The sequence below is a fragment of the Plesiomonas sp. ISS29 genome (assembly GCF_056522795.1).
This window is the reverse complement of the sequence record NZ_JAWRZQ010000001.1, coordinates 1,246,628-1,268,274: the sequence shown is the minus strand read 5'-3', so window position 1 is coordinate 1,268,274 and position 21,647 is coordinate 1,246,628. Positions and strand designations below refer to the sequence as shown.

Below are 21,647 nucleotides of genomic sequence, written 5' to 3'. Positions count from 1 at the left end.
CGGCAAATTTCACGCAATGACACGAATAGCAAAACTCCGTTACACAATTACTGCAACAATCGCGTTTAATCACTAAACGCAAAATCCACACCGTAAGGTTGTTGCATGAAACTTATTCATCTCCTCTCTGGCATCACTCTGCTGCTGTTATTGCAAGGTTGTGATCAGGCTCCCACCACGTCTGAGCTGCCGGTATCCCGACCTGTTAAATTGTTTTCCCTTGAAAATACGCAGTTATTAAACGCGGTTGTTCCCGGCCGTTTAGAAGCCAATCAGCGCGCAGAGTTAGCCTTTGATGTTGCCGGCCGCTTAACCAAATTACCGGCCACAGAAGGTCAGCGGGTGACAAAAAATCAGCTTCTGGCGCAACTAAACGATACCGACTTTCGCAGTAAACTGCGCAGCGCCGAAGCCGAATATCAGCGGGCTAATGCAGATTACCAGCGCGGCAAGACACTGTTTGAGAATAAAAAAGCCATCTCTCAGGCTGAGTTAGAGAAGCTGCGGGCACAAGCAGCAGTGACTAAATCCACGTTAGAGCTGGCCCGTAAAGCAGTCAGTGATGCACGTTTGCTTGCGCCTTTTGATGGCGTAGTCAGTAAAGTATTAGTGAATAATCACGAAAATATCAATGCCAAACAAGCGGTTGTGATCATGCAAGATCTACAATCTTTTGAGATCCGCCTGCAAATCACCGAAAAGCAGCTACTCAGCTCAGAGCGCCAAATGAATACGCTGTATGCCACGGTCTCCGGTATACCCAACCGCGAATTTGCGCTGAAATTTAAAACCATTGCCACCGAACCCGATGCGGTTACCGGTACATATGAAGCAGTTCTCACCATGCCTGCTCCAGATGACTTGCCGTTATTACCGGGGATGACAGTCTCAGTTTCTGCGCGTACGGCCACATCAACTGTCTCAGACACGTTGCATGTCCCGGCGGTAGCCGTGCTGCAAGAGAGCGGTTCACAACAGCATTATGTCTGGCGCTATAACGCACAGCTCAAGCAGGCACAAAAAACGGCTGTCGAACTGGGTGCGCTACAAGGCGAATATGTTGTGATTAGCAAAGGTCTGCAGCCAAATGATCAGATCATTGTGGCCGGTATTCACGCCGTGCGTGATGGTATGCCTGTGCACCCGCTGCAATAAGAGGTTGTGATGAATCTGGTTCGATTTTTCCTTGAAAAAAGAACGGTCAGCTGGCTGCTGGTTCTCTTTATTTTACTGGCCGGTTACGGCAGTTTCCAAAAACTGGGACGCTTTGAAGATCCCGAGTTTACGATTCGGGTGGCGGCAATCAGCACCCCCTACCCCGGTGCAAGCGCGGAACAGGTGGCCGAGCAAGTTACCGATAAGATAGAGGCAGCCTTACAGCAGTTGCCTGAGGTGGATGAGATCCGCTCTAACTCATACCGTGGTTTATCTAGCATTCAGTTTGAAGCACGTGTCGAGTTTGATAAGCAGAGCCTGCAACAGGTGTGGGATAAACTGCGCCGTAAAATGCAGGAAATTGAGCGCGAACTGCCGGCTGGCGCTGGGCCTATCATCATTAATGATGATTTTGGTGATGTGTACGGGCTGTTTTATGCATTAACCGGTGAAGGATACTCATTTGCCGAACTCAAACTCACCGCAGATATGCTACGTAAAGAGCTGGCGCTGGTCTCTGGAGTGGCGAAGGTTGCGCTTTGGGGGGAACAAAACCAGCAGGTGTATCTTGAGATCCCAACCAGTAAGCTGGCTAATCTTGGTTTACAGGCCAGCCAAATCCACCAGCAATTACACAATGCGATCACGCTTGCCCCGACCGCGACGCTGGATGTCGCTAATGAGCGTCTAGCGCTTGGCCCGATGAACAATATTACTGAGATCAACGCACTAAACGAGCTGCTGATCAGTGATGGTCAGGGCCGCACTTTTCGCCTTGGTGATATTGGCCATATCTCACTTGGTTATCAAGAGCCAAGCAGCGCCCAACTCTACTTTGACGGCCAACCGGCCATCGGGCTGGGTGTCAGCAATATTTCCGGCGGAAACATAGTTGAAATGGGCCGCAATGTCAGCGCACGGCTGGCCGATCTGCAATCGCGGATACCGGTCGGGATGTCGCTGCAGGTGATCTCCCATCAAGGTGAAACCGTTGATGCCTCAATCAGTGATTTTGTTGATAACCTGATTGCCGCCGTTGCCATTGTGGTTGTTACCTTGCTGATTTTTATGGGCATGCGCTCAGGTCTGCTGATTGGTTTTGTACTACTACTGACTGTTGCCGCAACGCTTATCATCATGCAGATTGATGGCATTGATATGCAGCGTATCTCACTTGGCGCACTGATCATTGCACTCGGTATGCTCGTTGATAACGCCATTGTGGTTACCGAAGGTATTTTAATCCGTACCCAAAAAGGTGAAGACCCAAAAGAGGCAGCTCTGGCCATTGTAAAACAGACCATCTGGCCGCTACTCGGTGGTACGGTCGTCGGCATTATGGCTTTCAGTGCAATCGGTTTATCGCCAGATAATACCGGTGAATATGCCGGCAGTCTGTTTTGGGTCATCATGTACTCAATGCTGCTTAGCTGGTTACTGGCCGTTACCTTAACCCCACTGTTTTGCGTACAACTTTTTCAGGCCGCAAAAACGAATCAGGAAGTGGCTGTCGGTAAGTTTTTACGCGGTTATCAGTCGGTATTAGCAGCCTGTATTCGTCTGCGCTGGCCAACCTTGATAGCCTGTATTGTGATGTTGGTACTGGCGGTGATCGGCATGAAATTTGTTCCGCCGGGCTTTTTCCCAGCCTCAACACGCGCGCAGTTTGTGGTTGATTACTGGTTACCACAAGGCACACGTATTGAACGCACGAATCAGGAAGTGCGTGAAATTGATGCCTTTATCCGTAGCCTGCCGGAAGTTAAAAGCACCACAACACTGGTCGGTTCCGGTGGTTTGCGCTTTATGTTGGTCTATGGCGCAGAAGAGCCCAACAGCAGCTATGCGCAACTGTTAGTGGACGTGGATGATTGGAAGGTGATTGACTCGCTGATGCCAAAAATCCGCGCGCACATTGAGCAGTACTACCCTGATGCCATGCCAAAAGTGTGGAAATTCCAACTAGGCCCGGGCGGTGGTTCAAAAATTGAAGCCAAATTTAGCGGCCCTGACACCAAAATATTACGCCAGTTAGCGGAACAAGCACGTCAAATTTATCTCAATGATGGCGGCATGACAGCCATTAAAGATGATTGGCGGCAACCGGTAAAAGTCGTACAGCCTATTTGGGATGAAGCCAAAGCCAGACAGAGCGGCTTTAATGCTAGCGATTTGGATCGCGCAATAAGCCAGTACTTTAACGGCAATCGCATCGGCCAATATCAACATGGCGATAATCTGTTGCCGGTCATTGCGCGCCCTCCGGCCAGTGAGCGTGAACAGATTGAAGCGCTGTACAATGTCCGAATACAACCAGAAGGCAGCCGCGAAACCCTCGCCTTAAGCCAGTTTATTGTGCGCCTCGATCCTGTGTGGGAAAACGCGATTGTCCGGCGGGTTGATCGCTTCCCGACCATCAAAGTGCAAGGTGATCCAGCCACTGAACTGACCGGCGTGGTCTTCCAACGCGTAAAAACGGCTGTAGAAGCCATTCCGTTACCGCTGGGCTACAGCTTAAGCTGGGGGGGTGAATTTGGTGATTCATCAGAAGCTAATGCCGGCATCATGCAGATACTGCCGTTAGCCTTTGCGGCCATGGTCTTTACCGTTGTTGCGCTATTTAACGCCGTCCGTCAGCCGTTGATCATCTGGTTGATCGTACCGCTGGCAGTAATCGGTGTCAGCTTTGGCTTGGTGATCACCCAAACGCCGTTTGAGTTTATGGCGATACTCGCCTTCCTCAGTTTAGCGGGAATGCTGATTAAAAATGCGATAGTGCTAGTAGATCAAATCGATCTTGAGATCCGTGAGGGAAAACCGCGTTTACTGGCGGTTCTCGAATCATCCCGTTCACGGGTTCGTCCGGTAGCTATGGGCTCTATCACCACCATATTAGGTGTTGCCCCGCTATTGCTTGATCCATTTTTTAAATCAATGGCCATCACCATTATGTTTGGATTAAGTTTTGCAACGCTGCTGACACTGATCATTGTTCCGGTACTCTACACCGTGATGTTCCGTATCAGTAAAGATGAAATAGCGTAATCGCCCATAACAAAATAACCTTATTTGGTTCAGGCTTATAGCGTAATTATTGGCCGAAATAGTGAAAAGCGCACCGTATAAACGGTGCGCTTTTTTTTTACATCTATACTCATGTGACAACATGCATACATTATAAAATAGAGGTAAATAATGTACCTGACGGTCACAAAACGCTGGGCATTTATTGCTCTTATCCACATATCTAGCTCCGTTTATGCCGCCGAAATATCACCGCCGCTACGTAACAGCCACGCTTACATAGGGGGTCAGTTAGGTTGGGCACATGCACATAATGCCTGTAACGCCGACAATACCCGTTGTGATAACGAAGAAGTTGGCTGGGGTTTATATGGCGGTTATCAGCTAACTGATTGGTTTGGGTTAGAACTAGGCTATAACAATTTTGGTCATCCGAACTCTTCGTATGTTGGTGGTGAAGTAAAGAGTGATATTGAAACTTTTGATATCAGCAGCCTATTTCGCTATCACCTCTCCGACCGCTGGGATGCATACGCCCGTCTTGGCGCCGCCTACGAAAATGTAGATAAACGTTATGGCCCAACGGGCAGTGAGGTGAGTTTATCGCACAGTGGTTGGGGGCTATTAACCGGTCTCGGTGTCGAATATACCCTCGCATCAGCTTGGTCAGTTCGGGGTGAAATCAGCCGTAACAGCCATATCGGTGGCGATGAAACCTATCAGACTGATCACTACTTTACCGCATTGGGTATCAGCTATCACTTTGGTCAAGATGCGATCAGTGAACCCACTATAACCGCTCCCGAGGTGCTCCCGACACCAACGATCATCAACCTAAGTGCGCAAGCACTGTTTGCCTACAACTCAACTCAATTAATCCCTAATCCTGAACTAACCGCATTAGCCAGACAATTAGTACAAAACCCTCACTCAATAACGGTTATTGGGCATACAGATGACCGCGGATCACAACGTTACAACCAATCACTGTCCGAACAACGTGCCCATGCAGTAGCCGATTATCTCGCTAAACAGGGTGTCGCAAAAGAAGCGCTGTCTGTACAAGGCGTTGGAGAATTACAACCTACTGCCAGTAATACTACCGAAGAGGGAAGAGCACAAAACCGTCGGGTAGAAATACAGGTTTCATCTCAAAAATAAAGAATACAGATAAAAAAATAGGGTAACGAATTACCTAACAGAGGGAACAATCAATGAAACACTTATTGCGTCAATCGGTGCATTACTGTGCAATGGTATTTATCGCCGCCCTAATATCTATGCTCACAGCATGTGGTGGCGGAGGAGAGGATTTATTAGCCCCTCCTCCCGGTCAGGGCGGTGGTGGCGGTGGCGGAAATATACCGATTACTGAACGGCTGGAAATTACGCCGGTAACACAAATCTTACCTATTGGCGTAACAGAACAATACACGGCTATTGCTTATTACAGCGATGGCACACAAAAAAACGTCACCACACAAGTAGAATGGCGCAGTTCAGCCACTAATGTCGCCCCAATCCAATCGTTAAGCGGCAGCACTCCGGGGCTAGCAACCACACAAAGCTCTGGACAGACTCAAATTCAAGCAACATTAACAACCGCTGCAACTGCCACACAACCGGCTAAGCAGCTGCTGAGTAATATTGCATCACTCAATGTGTGGGATGCCACATTAGTTAATTTAACCATTCGACCAGTAACCGCATTAATCCCTGTCGGTAATACACAACAATATGATGCAAAAGTCTGTTACAGCAATAACTTATGCCTAGATACTGCTTCATTACCAGAAGGAGTAACACTACCATTAACATGGCAAAATATTGCAGGTAGTTCAATCGCTAGCATTGATAGCACAACAGGGCTGGCTAACGGCTTACAATCAGGACAAGCCACATTCTCTGCATCAATTGTATTACCTGATGGATCAACCATTACCAGTAATAACCAAGCTATATTAACAGTCTTTGATGCCACTCTTGCCAGTATTGTGATTAGCCCTATCAATACACTGATCCCTAAAGGGGGAATACAAGAGTATCAAGCAACCGGACAATACCAAACCAGCAACGGCACTATCGCACAAGATGTAACCCATCTGGTGACATGGAATTCATCAAATACCGCCATTGCCGACGTACCCAACTACTCGGTCGGAACAGTTTGTGCAAACTCGGGAACACGTTGTGCAATTACCCGCGGCTTAGCCGATGGTACAACCACTATTCATGCAACGCTAGGTTCTATAACCAGTAACCAAGCGACCTTACGGGTTGTTGATGCTAATTTACTCGCCATTGAAATTACACCCCCAACATGGGCAATGCCAATTGGAGGAACAAATCAGTATCGGGCTACCGGTATTTATAACAACAACCAGCGGTTCAATCTGACGAATGCCGTAGAATGGAAGACCAGTGTTACCAATCCCATTGTAGCCACAATCAACTCAGCAGGTGTTGCAACCGGAACAGCGGCTGGAGATATCAAAATATCAGCAACATTAACATTACCTGATGGCACGAGAGTCAACAGTAATACAGCCGATCTTAGCGTATGGGATGCAAATCTTGTCAGCCTGCGTATTGCGCCAGTATCTTGGGTTATGCCCGTTAGCGCAGAAAAACAGTTTGTGCTGTATGGCAGTTACAATAATGGTCAAGAGTATTTGCTATCCAGCACAGCTGCACAGAGTTGGGTTGCCGCCAACACAACCATTGCGGATATCACAAATACAGGGTTAGCCACTGGGTTATCGGTAGGTAATACCCAGCTCACTGCAACCGTATGGCAACCGCCGTACACATCAACTCCGGTGAGTAAAACGGCAGACTTAACTGTGTTTGACAATAGTTTGCTGAGTGTGAAAATAGAGCCACAAAACTGCATCACCCCAGTTAGTGGAACTAACTGTAATTTTTTTGTACTCGGACAATATGATGGCATTCAGAACCCACAACCTATTCCCAGCCAATACATTACCTGGAATTATGACAACACTATCGCCTCACTAAATTCAAATGGCCAAGCAGTAGGGTTACAATCAGGAATCACCGATATTAATGCCATCGTTTTACGACCAAGCGGTGAAACTATTAACTCAAGCAATACAGCACAATTAACGGTATTTGATGCAACCTTAGCCAGTATTGAAATAGCGCCAAACCAGCACACTATGTCAAGCATAGGTAGCACGAAACAGTACCAAGCGTTTGCACACTACAGCGGGATCTCCGACCCTATTAATATTACCTCTCTATCAGGCAAACAATTACAGTGGTCATCGAGCGGTGCCGCAACCACTATTGACCCTGCAACCGGTATTGCAACAGCCCAAAGTATTGGTGATTCCTTTATTACAGCCACACTGACTCTGCTAGATAACAGTGTCATCACACCAGATTTAGCCATCAATGATGATAGCGATGGGGATGGTAAAGGCGATGCCATCTTAAGAGTCATTGATATTGCCACTGCCTGTGAAGGTGTAAAAGGGCTCTTTGTTGAGGGTACTGGATGTTTTAGTCTTCCGCCAAAACCAGATTATCGTTATATCTGGTCTGCAGCCTCTGGTTATTGCCAAGGATTAACAACGGGGGGAGCAACATGGACTCTTCCGGATAATACTCAGTTAAAAGCTCTCGACGTTGCGTATACAAATACTGAGATCACGAATGCAGGTTGGGAAATCTATCAAAAGTATTGGTCATCCAGCCCAGACCCGCAAAATTCTGGCAAGCACTATTATTACAGTTTAAGTGATGGGACTAGCTCTTTAGTAACAGGTGACAGCTCTCAAGGAGTAACGTGCCTTAGTAACCTACCTTAACATCAATTAACAGCCTGTTTTTTTGATGTAAGCATATCCAGAAAAGCACCGAAACAGACTCAGGTATTACAAAATACTTAAGCTTGTTTCGGTGCTTTTTACTTTAAACATCAGAGTATGGCAACAAGCCTCAACCACTATGACAATCAAAAAAACAGGAAGAAACTACCGCGATAACCTTGTTATCCCTCTTCTATTACGATTGTGCCAACACCAGCATCCTTGGGAATAACAAGTTATTCTCTAGATGAATGTGCTGATGCAAATCAGCCTCAAACTCAGCCAATGTTGCCAAGCACACCCGCCATGTTGTACAGGCGTATTCTGGTGGCGTAAAGCCGTTGGTCATTTCACGCAGACTCGCCATGATTTCGCCTGCATCTTGATGTTCATGCTCCATCACCCGAATCGGATTACTGATATGGCCAAAACAGGTTTGCTCTTGCACACCGGAAACCAAATTCAACATAGCAGGAAATAAAATCTGCTCTTCTTTCATCAGATGTGGCAACAAGTCATCCATCAGCGCCCGAATAAAACCGGCAAAAGGAAGAATTTCGGCATACTTTTCACCGTGAGCCCGCACCATTTTTTGGCTGTATTCAAGCAACAGCGGCGCTGTGCGGCGAACATACCCGTGGTGAGTATTGACCAGATGCTCAATTAACTCAGGCGTGCTAAGCTCTGCTAACGTGGTATCTGCATTTCCACCCAGCTGCAATGCGCTTAGTTCGGCAACAACCTCAGCCGGATTTGCCTTGGCACGCTCACAAGCACTGGCCAGCGTTCGCCCACCCCCGCAACAAAAATCAATGCCAAAGCGGCTAAACACATGTGCATTACGAAAATCTTGGCTAACCAATTCACCCACTCGGCACGCTAACAAATTCATATTTTTCTCTACCACCCGAACAGATTACCTCACTCATTAAGTTGCATTTTAAATACAACTTAAAATTTATGCAAGACCGAAAGAAGATAAAAAAAAAGGCGCTCACGCCACAAAGCGTAAACGCCAAATCAACTTAACAGGGAGTAAATCAATACAAAATACGGGCGCGAATCGTTCCGTTAATCTGTTTCATCCGAACCAATGCCCGTTCAGCAAACTCAGTTTCCACATCAATAACTACATAGCCAATTTCAGGGGTTGTTTGCAGATATTGAGCCGCAATATTAATGCCCTCTTCGGCAAAAATTTGGTTTAGTTGCGTCAATACACCTGGGCGATTTTCGTGGATATGCAGCAAACGACGAGCACCACCGTGCCCCGGTAAAGAAGCTTCAGGGAAGTTGACTGCCGATAACGTTGAGCCGTTATCCGAGTACTTAATGAATTTACCAGCCACTTCAATACCAATATTCTCTTGCGCCTCTTGCGTTGATCCGCCGATATGCGGAGTCAAAATCACATTATCAAATTCACATAACGGTGATACAAAAGGCTCTTTATTGGTGGCAGGTTCAGTTGGATAAACATCAATTGCCGCGCCAGAGAGATGCTCACTTTTCAGTGCATCACACAATGCCGGAATATCAACCACCGTACCACGCGAAGCATTAATTAATATTGCACCACGCTTCATTTGCGCTAATTCAGCACTGCCAATCATGTCTTTGGTTGATCGCGTTTCCGGTACATGCAAACTCACTACATCACTCATATTTAGCAAGTCAGCAAGGCTAGCCACTTGCTCGGCATTCCCTAGCGGTAATTTATTTTCAATATCGTAAAAATAAACTTTCAAGCCTACCGATTCAGCCAGAATACCTAGCTGAGTACCAATATGGCCATAGCCAATAATACCGAGTTTTTTGCCGCGCGCTTCATATGAACCATCCGCGCTCTTATTCCATACTCCCCGATGCGCACGCGCATTGGCTTCAGGAATGCGGCGCAGTAGCAGCAAAATCTGCCCCAACACCATTTCAGCTACAGAGCGGGTATTTGAAAACGGCGCATTAAAAACCGGAATACCGCGGCGCTGGGCCGCACTTAAGTCAACTTGGTTGGTACCAATGCAAAAACAGCCTACCGCAACCAGTTTCTCAGCGGCCGCAAAAATATCTTCAGTGAGGTTAGTACGCGAACGTAACCCGACAAAATGGGCATCACGAATGGCTATTTTCAGCTCAGCATCACTCAATGCCCCCTTGTGATACTCAATATTGCTGTAACCCGCCGAACGTAACAGGTCTACTGCTTTTGGGTGAACGCCCTCTAACAGCAAGAATTTGATTCTATCCTTTTCCAGTGAAACCTTAGCCATGTTTCAATCCTTACATCAACCCTGAAGCAGACTCACTTTCCACTCAATGAGTGGTCATCCTTTAGTCAAAATAACAGAAATTAAGTAACGTAGGAAAGGAACAATTCGCAGGCAGAAAAGAAAAAATAGAAAATTTTTCAGGGGATTAACAGGACAAAAAAATAGCACCCTCACGTACTCAAAAAACAAAAGAGCGCTACTGCGCTCTTTTATATCAGATATTGCTGTAATAACGTATTTAGCTGACAGTTTTCACGCCATCAGCCGAACCTACCAGCACAACATCTGCCGGACGCTGAGCAAATAACCCGACCGTAACTACCCCGACAATATTGTTGATTTTATCTTCGAGCACTTTAGGCTCAACAATCGACATATTGTGTACATCAAGAATGATATTGCCGTTATCGGTTTTCACACCCTGACGATAAACCGGATCACCACCGAGTTTAACCAACTCACGAGCAACATAAGAACGTGCCATTGGGATCACTTCCACCGGAAGTGGAAAATTGCCCAAAACATGCACTTGCTTACTGGCATCAACGATACATACAAACTGCTTGGCAATAGCGGCGACAATTTTTTCACGCGTCAGAGCCGCACCGCCGCCTTTAATCATCTGCAAATTGGCATTGATTTCATCCGCACCATCAACATACACATCCAAACTGCCGACTTCATTGGCATCAAAAACATCAATGCCCAGTGAACGCAGTTTGGCGGTGCTAGCCTCAGAACTTGATACCGCACCTTTAATCTGCTCTTTCATTGTGCCAAGTGCATCAATGAAATGATTTACCGTTGACCCTGTACCTACACCAACAATGCTGCCCGGTTGTACGTACTCGAGTGCTGCCCAGCCTACTGCTTTCTTTAGCTCGTCTTGTGTCATCTCGCTATCCTCCGAGAGTGGGTATCCGACCATTATACCGCTATCAGCATGCTTACGCTGTATCTGTTCAACCAATTCAGTTCGAATACCCACGGCAGAGATATTGCTTATTTATTCAAGCTAAAAACCACGTCAACTTGATCGGTAAAATGCAGTGTCGGTTGCTGATAGCTTTGATTCACTTTGGCATTAGCGGCATCCGCATACGCAGCCATACGCAACATTGGTGGTACTGGCTGTGGCTGGGCACTGGTGTCGTAACGAATTTGCTCAACCTGACCAATTTTTACGCCAAACCCGTTCGCCACAGATGTAGCTTTACTAATGGCATCTTTAATCGCTGCTTCACGGGCTTTTAGCTGATAACTTTGTGGGTCGGAAACACCCATCTGAATACCCTGAATATCATTCAACCCGGCTTTTAATGCGCCATTTAGCAGATCATTGAGTTTGCTCAGATCCATCACTTTTACATCAACATGGCGAATGGCGCGGTAACCGATCAGTGTCGGGGCTTTATCCTGCACATACTGGTATTCCGGCTGAGTTATCAGGTTTGCAGCATTAATATCTTTTACTGCTACCCCATTTTTTTCTAGAAATGCCATGTAATCACTGACGCGTGTATCAACCTGTGTTTTTGCATCAGCGGCAGTTTTAGCACTTTGATTCACTTCGATAGAGAGGGTTGCCATATTCGGTACGGCATCAACGCTACCGTTTCCGGTCGTCGCCAAAGTAGGAACAGGCGCTAATGCTGTGGCTACTTCAGCCGCTTGTGTCGCAGGTAGCATAGTTGATGCCATTGATACACCTGGCGCAACAGCCAATATCACGGCCATCGTTAAGACTTTTAAGTTCATGACAACTCCTTAGTACACTTTAGCCTGCATGAGTGCAGCCTTTTGCTGATATCCAGTATGGTAAGTTACCCTGCCGCTTTCAAGAGCCTGTTAGCCCGCAGACATATTTAGCAATGAATGATAAGGGTCAAACATAATCAAGGCAGGATAAGCCCACCATCAACCAAATATTCCGTTTTTTTCAATAAAAAACCCCAATTAAGGGGCTTTTGAATCTCAGGATCACACCGTCTTATCAGTGTGATCACTCACACCAAGGTTATCTTTACGCTGCTGATCACTGCAACATCTGTTCAATATCATCGCCATTTAAGTGGCGGACATCTTTACCTTTGACAAAGTAGAAGATGTATTCACAGATGTTCTGGCAACGATCACCGATACGTTCAATGGCCCGCGCACACCACATAGCAGTAAGCACATTTGGAATCGAACGTGGATCTTCCATCATATAGGTCATCAGCTGGCGGATAATTCCTTCGTACTCTTTATCCACCTTGCGATCTTCACGGTATACGCGAATCGCCGCATCCACATCCATCCGGGCAAATGCATCGAGTACATCATGCAGCATTTGTACCGTATGGCTACCGAGTGATTCCAAGCTAACTAGCAGTGGCTGATGCTGGCTGGTAAAGTTTTCCAGCGCCGTTTTAGCTATCCGCTCGGCAACATCACCGATGCGCTCCAGTTCTGCGATGGTTTTGATGATCGCCATCACCAAACGCAGATCGCTCGCGGTCGGCTGACGCTTGGCAATGATCCGCACACAAGCTTCATCGATAGAGACTTCCAGCATGTTGACCTTGGCATCATCTTGAATCACCCGACGGGCCAAATTCTCATCACGATCGTGCATTGCGCGAATCGCATCTGTCAGTTGTTGTTCAACCAAGCCGCCCATACTCATGACCTGAGTACGGATGCTCTCCAGTTCGGTATTAAACTGGCCGGAAATGTGTTTATTTAATTGCATATTGTCCATATCAGCACCCATCCATTAACCATAACGACCAGTAATATAGTCTTCGGTTTTCTTTTTCTTCGGGGTTGTAAACAGGGTATTGGTATCGGAATACTCAATTAACTCGCCCATATACATAAACGCCGTCTGATCGGATACGCGAGCTGCCTGTTGCATGTTGTGGGTTACAATCACCACAGTGTACTTGTTCTTCAGCTCGTTGATCAGCTCTTCAATGGTTAATGTTGATATCGGATCCAGTGCCGAGGTCGGCTCATCGAGCAAAAGCACTTCCGGTTCAATCGCAATGGCACGAGCAATCACCAAACGCTGTTGCTGCCCACCTGATAGACCAAAGGCATTTTCATGTAACCGATCTTTCACTTCATCCCAGATAGCTGCACCACGCAGTGAGCGCTCTACGGCATCGTCCAAGGTACGGCGATCTTTTACCCCTTGCAGACGCAAGCCATACACGACGTTTTCATAAATCGATTTTGGAAACGGGTTTGGCCGCTGAAATACCATACCTACGCGGCGACGCAGGGCTGCTACATCAACCGAATTATCATAAATATTCTGGCCGTGCAGTAAGATCTCACCGTCAACCCGGCAGCTATCAACCAGATCATTCATCCGGTTGATGCTGCGCAGTAAGGTTGATTTACCACACCCTGACGGGCCGATAAATGCAGTAACTTGCCCTTTCGGGATCTTCATGTTGACGTTAAACAACGCCTGCTTTGTCCCGTAAAACAGATCTAAGTTTTTCACCTCCAGCGCGGTTTGTTCGGCCGTCAGGTTTTCCAAATCCAACGTCTGAGCGTCTGCTGCATCAGCATTAATCGTAATCATTGCTATTTCCTGTCAATACTGCCTATCACCGGCTGGTTAAATATCCATTGAACGGTATTTTTCACGTAAATGGTTGCGGATGCCAATTGCGGTCAGGTTCAAACCCACAATCACGGTCACCAGCAGGAACGAGGTTGCGAACACCAGAGGGCGAGCCGCTTCAACGTTCGGGCTTTGGAAGCCAACATCATAAATATGGAAGCCTAAGTGCATGAATTTACGATCAACATGCACATATGGGAAGTTAAGATCAACCGGCAAGGTCGGTGCTAACTTCACCACGCCCACCAGCATTAACGGGGCAGTTTCACCCGCTGCGCGCGCAACGGCCAAAATCAATCCAGTCATAATTGCTGGGCTGGCCATAGGGATCACAATCCGCCACAAAGTTTCAGCTTTGGTAGCCCCTAGCGCCAGTGAACCTTGACGTACCGCACTAGGAATTCGTGATAGCCCCTCTTCGGTTGATACGATAACTACCGGCAGAGTCAAAATCGCCAGTGTAATGGCTGACCACAAGACCCCCGGCGTACCAAAGGTTGGGTTTGGCAGCGCTTCTGGATAGAACAATTTATCGATATTGCCGCCAATCATGTAGACAAAAAAGCCTAACCCAAATACGCCGTAGACAATGGAAGGCACACCCGCAAGGTTAATCACCGCAATACGGATCATCTTGGTGACCACGTTTTTACTGGCATATTCATGCAGGTAAATCGCGGCAACCACCCCCAGTGGCGTCACCAAAATTGACATCAGCAGCACCATAAACACCGTACCAAAAATGGCTGGGAATACGCCGCCTTCGGTATTGGCTTCGCGCGGGTCTTCTGTCAGGAATTTCCAGACCTGATGAAACCAGTGCCCGACTTTTGCAACACCGTGCATGTCATTCGGGTAATACGCATCGACTACATTTGACATCGGAATGCTGACAATCTCACCACGCATATCACGCACGAGCAGCGCATCGCGATCGGTTTGATCACGCAGGCTCATCAGTTGCTTTTCAAGTACCGCATACTGGCGGTTAAAGCCTTCCCGATCGGCGGCGATTTGCGCTTCTTCTTTTTCGTTGGTCGTGCCATTAAGCTGCAAGCGGCGCTCTTTCATGCGCAGCTTTTCAAGCCCGTAGTTAATTGCGCCAATCTCAACTTTTTGCAGACGCTCTATCTGATCATCAAGCTCAAGCACCCGACTCAAACGGCGCTGCATTTCACTTTTCAGATCAGAGGCAACCAGCGGCTGACCATGTTCTGTCATACCGGTCAGAAAACCGTAAAAATTCCCGTTTTTGGTACGTTCAACCACCATCACGCCCTCAGGAACAGTGCGTTTGGTGATTTCGGTATCAAGCAGTGTACGGAAATCAAGATTAACGTACTCACGGTTTCCGGTTTTGATCAGATAACGTGGGATATCAGTCTCTTCACTGCCATACAGGTCAACGTTATTGGCCAGTAAGCGTTCACGTGGAACCAACTCTTTACCGTGTATTTCACCGATAACCTGTTCAATACCCTGCGGCGTTTTTGTCTCAAACTGATACACAGTGTGCGGCCAGAAATAGACTAAACCGCGCGCACCAATTAGCACCAACAGCCCAATCACTGCAATCAGGCTTAAGGAGACGGCTCCCGCCGTCATCCAGATCCAAGGAGTTCCTGATTTAAACCACTTATTCATCACTCTTCCCTTACAGCGAGCTGTACTTATCGCGTAAACGCTGACGGATATATTCGGCTATGGTGTTGAACACAAACGTAAAGACAAACAGAACAAAGGCGGTCAAGAACAGCACCCGATAGTGCGTACTGGCCACTTCTGCTTCCGGCATCTCAACGGCAATGTTCGCTGCCAGCGTGCGCAGCCCTTGGAACAAACTCCAATCGAGAATCGGTGTATTCCCTGTCGCCATCAATACGATCATAGTTTCACCCACGGCACGGCCAAGCCCGATCATCACCGCAGAGAAGATCCCCGGGCTAGCAGTCAGTAACACCACCCGAGTCAGGGTTTGCCATGGGGTTGCCCCGAGTGCCAGTGAGCCGTTGGTTAAATTACGCGGCACACTGAAAATCGCATCTTCGGCAATCGAGAAAATACTTGGGATAACCGCAAAACCCATCGCAATACCGACAACCAGCGCATTACGCTGATCGAACGTAAAGCCAAGCTCATTGCTGAGGAAATTACGAATATCGCCGCCAAAAAAGGTGTGATCGATAACCGGACTCAGGCTAAACGAGGCATACGCCACCAGTAAAATTACCGGTATCAGAATGAGTGCATCCCAGCCTTCACGCATATGATGACGTAAACGATCCGGAATTTTGCCCCACAAAAATGCTGTCAGCAAAATCGAGAGCGGTAACGCAATCAGGAAAGTAGCAACACCCGTTAAATACTGTTCGAGTACCGGAGCCAGCCACAAACCAGCCAAAAAGCCCAAAATAACGGTCGGCAATGCCCCCATAATTTCCAGCGTTGGCTTGATGATCTTGCGCATACCTGCCGACATAAAGTAAGCGGTATAAATCGCGCCCGACAGAGCCAGTGGCACGGCAAACAACATCGCATAAAATGCCGCTTTTAACGTACCAAACGAAATAGGAACAAGGCTAAGTTTTGACTCAAAGTCATCACTGGCAGAGGTGGATTGCCACACATATTGCGGCTCACGGTAACCTTCATACCAAACCTTATTCCACAGCGCACTCCAGCTCACTTCCGGGTGTTCGTTGTGTACATCAAACAGTGCCCAGTTACCCTCTTCTTCCAGCAGCATACCGTTTGCCCGTGACGAAATGGTCAACGCATACGGCTTTTTATCCAGCAATTTTTCCTGAAATAAGCGGTTTTCACTGGTGGTGTAATACAGCCCAACATCACCATTGTTATGCAGCGTAGCAAAGCCTCGGCGGAAATATTCCGGCTGAATTTTTTGTACACCCGCACTGCCGGTTGCCAGTTCGCGAATTTTGGTCAGTACTGGACCTTTACCGGTATTAACATCAAACCATTGGGTGATCTTACCGTCATCACTGGCGACCAATAATGAGCTACCACCGGCCATGAGCGATAGCTGAGTCGGCGTCGCCTCTGTGGTTAATACCGCCACTTCACGGAGTTCTGGGCTATCGCCACGCAGATCATAGATATACAGCTGCTTGGCCGATAACACATACAAGAAGCGGCCATTCGGAGTAATCAGCAGATCACTGACTTGCTTGGGCAGATCAGGTACGGTTGTCACATCCCCTTTCCACTCAATATCACCGCTCATCATGTTCTCTTGTGCTTCGTATTTACCGAATAACAAGCGATGATCGGCGGTTAAACCAGCCAGTTCAGCGGATTCATCTTGTGTACTAATGGCTAAACGCACTAACGGCTGCTTTTGGCTATCCAGCAGCAGTGGAGTTTCGCCCAGCGGAAACTTCAGTTTCGGGCTGGTATGACGCAGGTTATCCTCACCAAAGATAGATGAGAACTGCGGCTGAAACACCGTTACCGAACCATCCGCATTACCTAGCGCATAAACCCCTACACTGGGTATTGTTTTTGCAACAGAAGAGACATTCTGGCTCAGCTGCTGCTTTAACAGCACCGTACCGGGCTTATCAGCACGATCACCGACTAACTGAATGTAGGTGATCTCACCGTCTTGTGTTAGCCGGTAGCCCGCTTCACTACGCTCATCAAGACCGAGTAAAATAGCGGGTTTATGTGTATCAATTGCGATCTGCTGCTGTTTAACCACAGAAGCGGATTTAAATAGCGGTAAAATAATGTAAAGCAGGTAAAAAAAGATCAGCATTAAGGCAACTAAGACCAACATCCCGCCACCGGTAACACCGTATTTTGCAAGCTTATCTTTGAGCGCTCTGCTTTTGCTTCCCTTTAAAGAAAGACTGACTACGTCAACCATGAGTATTCCCATTGACTACATGATAGTTACGGATTGTATGTCGTTTATATTACAAACATGTGACAACTCACATCTGTAGACTTACTCAGACTAATGTGTTGATATTAAGACAATATTCTATATTTCTTATCATAGAACTTACGGTTGTTAATTTACGAGAAAACAGGGTATTACTGCGGGTAAATAGCAACACGTTGCATGGATGATTTAAGGACACAGTATGAGTCTGGAAAAGTTGTATATTGAAAAAGAGCTCAGTTGGCTGTCTTTCAACGAGCGGGTGCTACAAGAAGCGGCGGATAAAACCAACCCGCTGATTGAGCGAGTGCGTTTTTTAGGTATTTATTCCAATAACTTGGATGAATTTTATAAAGTTCGCTTTGCTGATGTAAAGCGCCGTATTCTGATCAATGAAGAGCAGGGAACGGAAGCCAGTGCCCGCCACTTACTGAAAAAAATCCAGTCTCGTGTTCTACGAATGAATCAAGATTTTGACTCTCTTTATAACGAATTGTTATTAGAGATGGCGCGTAACCAGATTTTTCTGGTCAATGAACGCCAGATTGCCGACAGCCAGAAAAACTGGTTGAAAGAGTATTTTCGGCAGAATGTATTACAGTTCATTACCCCGACGATGCTTTCATCACAAGTTGATCTGGTTCAGTTTTTAAAAGATGACTATACCTATTTGGTTGTCGAAATGCGTAAAGAGTCAGACACGCAATATGTGCTGATTGAGATCCCCGCGAATCGTTTACCGCGCTTTATTACGTTACCGCAAGAGAAACCACGCCGACGCAAGACCATAATTTTACTCGATAATGTGATCCGTTTTTGTCTTGATGATATTTTCCGCGGATTTTTTGAGTACGACTCACTCACCGCATACTCAATGAAAATGACGCGTGATGCCGAGTACGATTTAGTCAATGAGCTTGAATCAAGCCTACTTGAGCAGATGTCATTTAGTTTAAAACAGCGCTTAACTGCTGAGCCGGTACGTTTCGTCTATCAGCGCGATATGCCGGATGAACTGGTCGATTACTTGAAAGAAAAGCTGGGTATTTCCTCTTACGATTCGATCATTCCGGGTGGCCGCTACCATAACTTTAAAGATTTCATCGGTTTCCCTAACGTAGGCAAACCTTCATTGGTGAATAAGCTGATGCCACCGCTTGAGCAGTCAATTTTCCTGCGCCACGATACGGCTTTTGATGCCATCAAAGAGCGGGATATTCTGCTGTATTACCCTTATCACACATTTAATCACTTTACTGAGTTGTTGCGGCAAGCCTCTTTTGATCCGAACGTGGTTTCAATCAAAATCAATATTTATCGGGTAGCGAAAGACTCGCGCATTATTGATTCGATGATCCATGCCGCCAATAACGGTAAAAAAGTGACGGTAGTGGTTGAGTTGCAAGCCCGTTTTGATGAAGAGGCAAATATTCACTGGGCAAAACAGCTCACTGAGGCCGGCGTGCATGTGATTTTCTCTATCCCTGGATTAAAAATTCACTCAAAACTCTGCCTGATTACCCGCCGTGAAGGCGAGGTGTACGAGCGCTATGCACACGTAGGTACGGGCAATTTCCATGAGAAAACTGCACGTTTATACACTGACTTCACCCTGCTGACGCGTGATCCACGCATCACCAATGAAGTTCGGCGGGTATTTAACTTTATTGAGAACCCTTACCGCCCAGTCACCTTCGAACACCTGATTGTATCACCACAAAATTCGCGCAAAATGTTGTATAAATTGATCGATCAGGAAATTTTGCATGCACAAAGCGGGCAAAAATCAGGGATCTCTCTTAAGATCAATAATCTGGTGGATAAAGGGCTGATTGATCGCCTGTATGCTGCTTCAAATGCGGGCGTTACCGTACGGCTGCTAATACGTGGTATGTGCTCATTGGTACCGGGGCTAAAAGATGTTAGTGAAAATATTCACATCACCAGTATTCTCGACCGCTATCTAGAGCACCCGCGGGTATATGCATTTGAAAATGCCGGCGATACCTTGGTGTATATCTCTTCCGCCGACTGGATGACGCGCAACATTGATTATCGTATTGAAGTGGGCACCCCTATTTTAGATGCCGAACTGAAAAAGCAGGTATTAGATATTCTTAATCTGCAATTTAATGACACAGTCAAAGCACGGATCATCGATAAAGAGCTGAGTAACCGTTATGTACCGCGTGGTAATAAACGTAAATTACAATCTCAGCTGGCTATCTATGATTATTTTAAGGGCGTGGAACTACGCGAACAGCAGGCCGAAAACGATGCCAATCACCACACTATCAGCCACAACTGAGAACAAACCCAAAGAGATTGCGGCCATTGATTTAGGATCAAACAGTTTTCATATGGTGGTCGCTCGGGTTGTTGATGGATCTCTTCAGATCTTATCACGCATTAAACAGCGGGTGCATTTAGCCGACGGATTAGACAGTAATGATCACCTCAGCCAAGAAGCCATTGATCGAGGTATTGCCTGTTTAGCGATGTTCGCTGAACGCTTACAAGGTTTTGATGAAGATAACGTACGTATTGTGGCAACACATACGCTGCGCCGTGCCGCCAATGTTGAGGATTTTCTGACGCAGGCTGAAGCCGTACTGCCCTTTCCTATTGAAATTATCGCCGGTCAAGAAGAGGCACGTTTAATCTATTTAGGTGTTGCCCATACCCAGCCGGAAACCGGACGCCGTTTGGTGGTAGACATTGGCGGCGGCTCTACTGAAATGGTTATCGGTGAAGGGTTTACGCCGATATTTGCTGAAAGCCGCCAGATGGGCTGCGTCAGTTTTGCTCAGCGTTTTTTCCCCAACGGTAAAATTTCGGCTACCGAATTTAAAAAAGCCTGTGTGGCGGCACAACAAAAGCTCGAAAACCTGAGCTGGCAATATCGCCAGTTAAACTGGGATTTTGCACTTGGCTCTTCAGGTTCGATCAAAGCTGTGCATGAAGTGATTATTGCAATGGGCGATAAAGACGGCCGTATTTCGCGTGAGCGCTTAACCCGTATTGTCGATAAAGTGCTGGAATTTCCAGATATGGATTCGCTGAAACTGGCCGGTTTGTCAGAAGATCGGCAATCAGTTTTCGTGCCCGGCTTGGCGATTTTATGCGGAATTTTTGATGAGCTGAAAATTAGTGAAATGCGCTTTTCTGATGGAGCATTACGTGAAGGCGTGATGTATGAGATGGAGGAGCGGTTTCGCTTTGAAGATATTCGGGTTCGCACCGCACTAAGCCTTGCCGAGCGTTATAAAATTGACCGCGATCAGGCTGGCCGTGTGCGCGATACGGCAATGAACTTGTATCATCAGTGGCTGTTTGCTAACGCGGATGCTGCCAACCCGAAACTTGAAATTCTGCTCGGCTGGGCAGCATTGCTGCATGAAATAGGGTTAAGTATTAATGACAGCGGTATTCACCGCCACTCAGCCTATATTCTACAACACACCAATTTACCCGGCTTTAACCAAGAGCAACAAAACCTACTGGCTACGCTGGCACGTTATCAGCGTAAAGCATTAAAACTTGAGGTGATGCCCTCATTTGCTCTGTTTAAGAAAAAATCACTCTACCCGTTGATTCGGATTTTGCGCCTGAGTGTGCTGCTTAATAAGCAGCGTCAGGCCACTAATCCACCGGCATTTGCACGGTTATCAACGCAAGATCACGATTGGGAACTCAGTTTACCGGCACAATATCTTCAGCAAAATATGCTGGTACAGGCCGACCTTGAGATAGAGCAACAGTATTTACAGGATATAGGCTGGTCATTGACACTGTCTGAAGCGCCGCTGGCGGAATAACCTCCCTAAGCGCATCTATAA

14 protein-coding genes are annotated in these 21,647 nt (G+C 46.9%); 6 read left to right on the top strand and 8 right to left on the bottom strand.

Annotated elements, in window-relative coordinates; all coding sequences use genetic code 11:
- The first annotated feature begins 105 nt into the window (after positions 1-105).
- The 4 genes from AC1HDJ_RS05600 to AC1HDJ_RS05585 all read left to right on the top strand — a co-directional run bounded on the left by AC1HDJ_RS05600 (position 106) and on the right by AC1HDJ_RS05585 (position 8,012).
- Entirely contained in the window at positions 106-1,155 is a 1,050-nt protein-coding gene (locus tag AC1HDJ_RS05600) for an efflux RND transporter periplasmic adaptor subunit (protein WP_479534049.1), read from the top strand.
- Between the two features lie 9 nt (positions 1,156-1,164).
- The gene (locus tag AC1HDJ_RS05595) at positions 1,165-4,200 is read left to right on the top strand and encodes an efflux RND transporter permease subunit (protein ID WP_479534047.1); all 3,036 of its coding nucleotides are present in this window, start codon (positions 1,165-1,167) and stop codon (positions 4,198-4,200) included.
- Between the two features lie 150 nt (positions 4,201-4,350).
- Positions 4,351-5,340, top strand: coding sequence for an outer membrane beta-barrel protein (locus tag AC1HDJ_RS05590; RefSeq protein WP_479534045.1), 990 nt, complete (start codon positions 4,351-4,353; stop codon positions 5,338-5,340).
- A 53-nt stretch (positions 5,341-5,393) separates the two neighbouring features.
- On the top strand, positions 5,394-8,012 hold the full coding sequence (locus tag AC1HDJ_RS05585; protein WP_479534043.1) for an Ig-like domain-containing protein: 2,619 nt from the start codon (positions 5,394-5,396) through the stop codon (positions 8,010-8,012).
- Between the two features lie 196 nt (positions 8,013-8,208).
- Here the strand turns inward: AC1HDJ_RS05585 and ric are convergent, their stop codons facing one another.
- From ric to AC1HDJ_RS05545, 8 genes are all read right to left on the bottom strand, one after another.
- A complete protein-coding gene (ric, locus tag AC1HDJ_RS05580) occupies positions 8,209-8,904 on the bottom strand; it encodes an iron-sulfur cluster repair di-iron protein (RefSeq protein ID WP_479534041.1) in 696 nt (231 codons plus the stop codon).
- Positions 8,905-9,052: 148 nt separating this feature from the next.
- A complete protein-coding gene (gene serA, locus AC1HDJ_RS05575) occupies positions 9,053-10,282 on the bottom strand; it encodes a phosphoglycerate dehydrogenase (RefSeq protein WP_479534039.1) in 1,230 nt (409 codons plus the stop codon).
- Positions 10,283-10,520: 238 nt separating this feature from the next.
- Positions 10,521-11,177, bottom strand: coding sequence for a ribose-5-phosphate isomerase RpiA (gene rpiA / locus AC1HDJ_RS05570; protein WP_438622536.1), 657 nt, complete (start codon positions 11,175-11,177; stop codon positions 10,521-10,523).
- A 107-nt stretch (positions 11,178-11,284) separates the two neighbouring features.
- Complete coding sequence (locus AC1HDJ_RS05565) at positions 11,285-12,040, bottom strand: oxidative stress defense protein (RefSeq protein ID WP_479534037.1); 756 nt, start codon at positions 12,038-12,040, stop codon at positions 11,285-11,287.
- Positions 12,041-12,317: 277 nt separating this feature from the next.
- Entirely contained in the window at positions 12,318-13,025 is a 708-nt protein-coding gene (gene phoU, locus AC1HDJ_RS05560; protein ID WP_438622472.1) for a phosphate signaling complex protein PhoU, read from the bottom strand.
- Positions 13,026-13,040: 15 nt separating this feature from the next.
- Positions 13,041-13,859: a phosphate ABC transporter ATP-binding protein PstB gene (pstB, locus tag AC1HDJ_RS05555; RefSeq protein ID WP_438622471.1), complete on the bottom strand. Its 819-nt coding sequence runs from the start codon at positions 13,857-13,859 to the stop codon at positions 13,041-13,043.
- Between the two features lie 36 nt (positions 13,860-13,895).
- Positions 13,896-15,545 (bottom strand): phosphate ABC transporter permease PstA, encoded by a 1,650-nt coding sequence (gene pstA, locus AC1HDJ_RS05550; RefSeq protein WP_479534035.1) that lies wholly within the window; start codon positions 15,543-15,545, stop codon positions 13,896-13,898.
- Positions 15,546-15,555: 10 nt separating this feature from the next.
- Complete coding sequence (locus AC1HDJ_RS05545) at positions 15,556-17,790, bottom strand: ABC transporter permease subunit (protein ID WP_479534033.1); 2,235 nt, start codon at positions 17,788-17,790, stop codon at positions 15,556-15,558.
- A 220-nt stretch (positions 17,791-18,010) separates the two neighbouring features.
- Between AC1HDJ_RS05545 and ppk1 the strand changes: the two genes are divergently transcribed.
- Together ppk1 and ppx are read left to right on the top strand one after the other, a co-directional pair.
- The gene (gene ppk1 / locus AC1HDJ_RS05540; RefSeq protein WP_479534031.1) at positions 18,011-20,116 is read left to right on the top strand and encodes a polyphosphate kinase 1; all 2,106 of its coding nucleotides are present in this window, start codon (positions 18,011-18,013) and stop codon (positions 20,114-20,116) included.
- Complete coding sequence (ppx, locus tag AC1HDJ_RS05535; protein ID WP_479534029.1) at positions 20,085-21,626, top strand: exopolyphosphatase; 1,542 nt, start codon at positions 20,085-20,087, stop codon at positions 21,624-21,626. Before ppk1 ends, ppx begins: the two co-directional genes overlap by 32 nt.
- Positions 21,627-21,647: the final 21 nt, after the last annotated feature.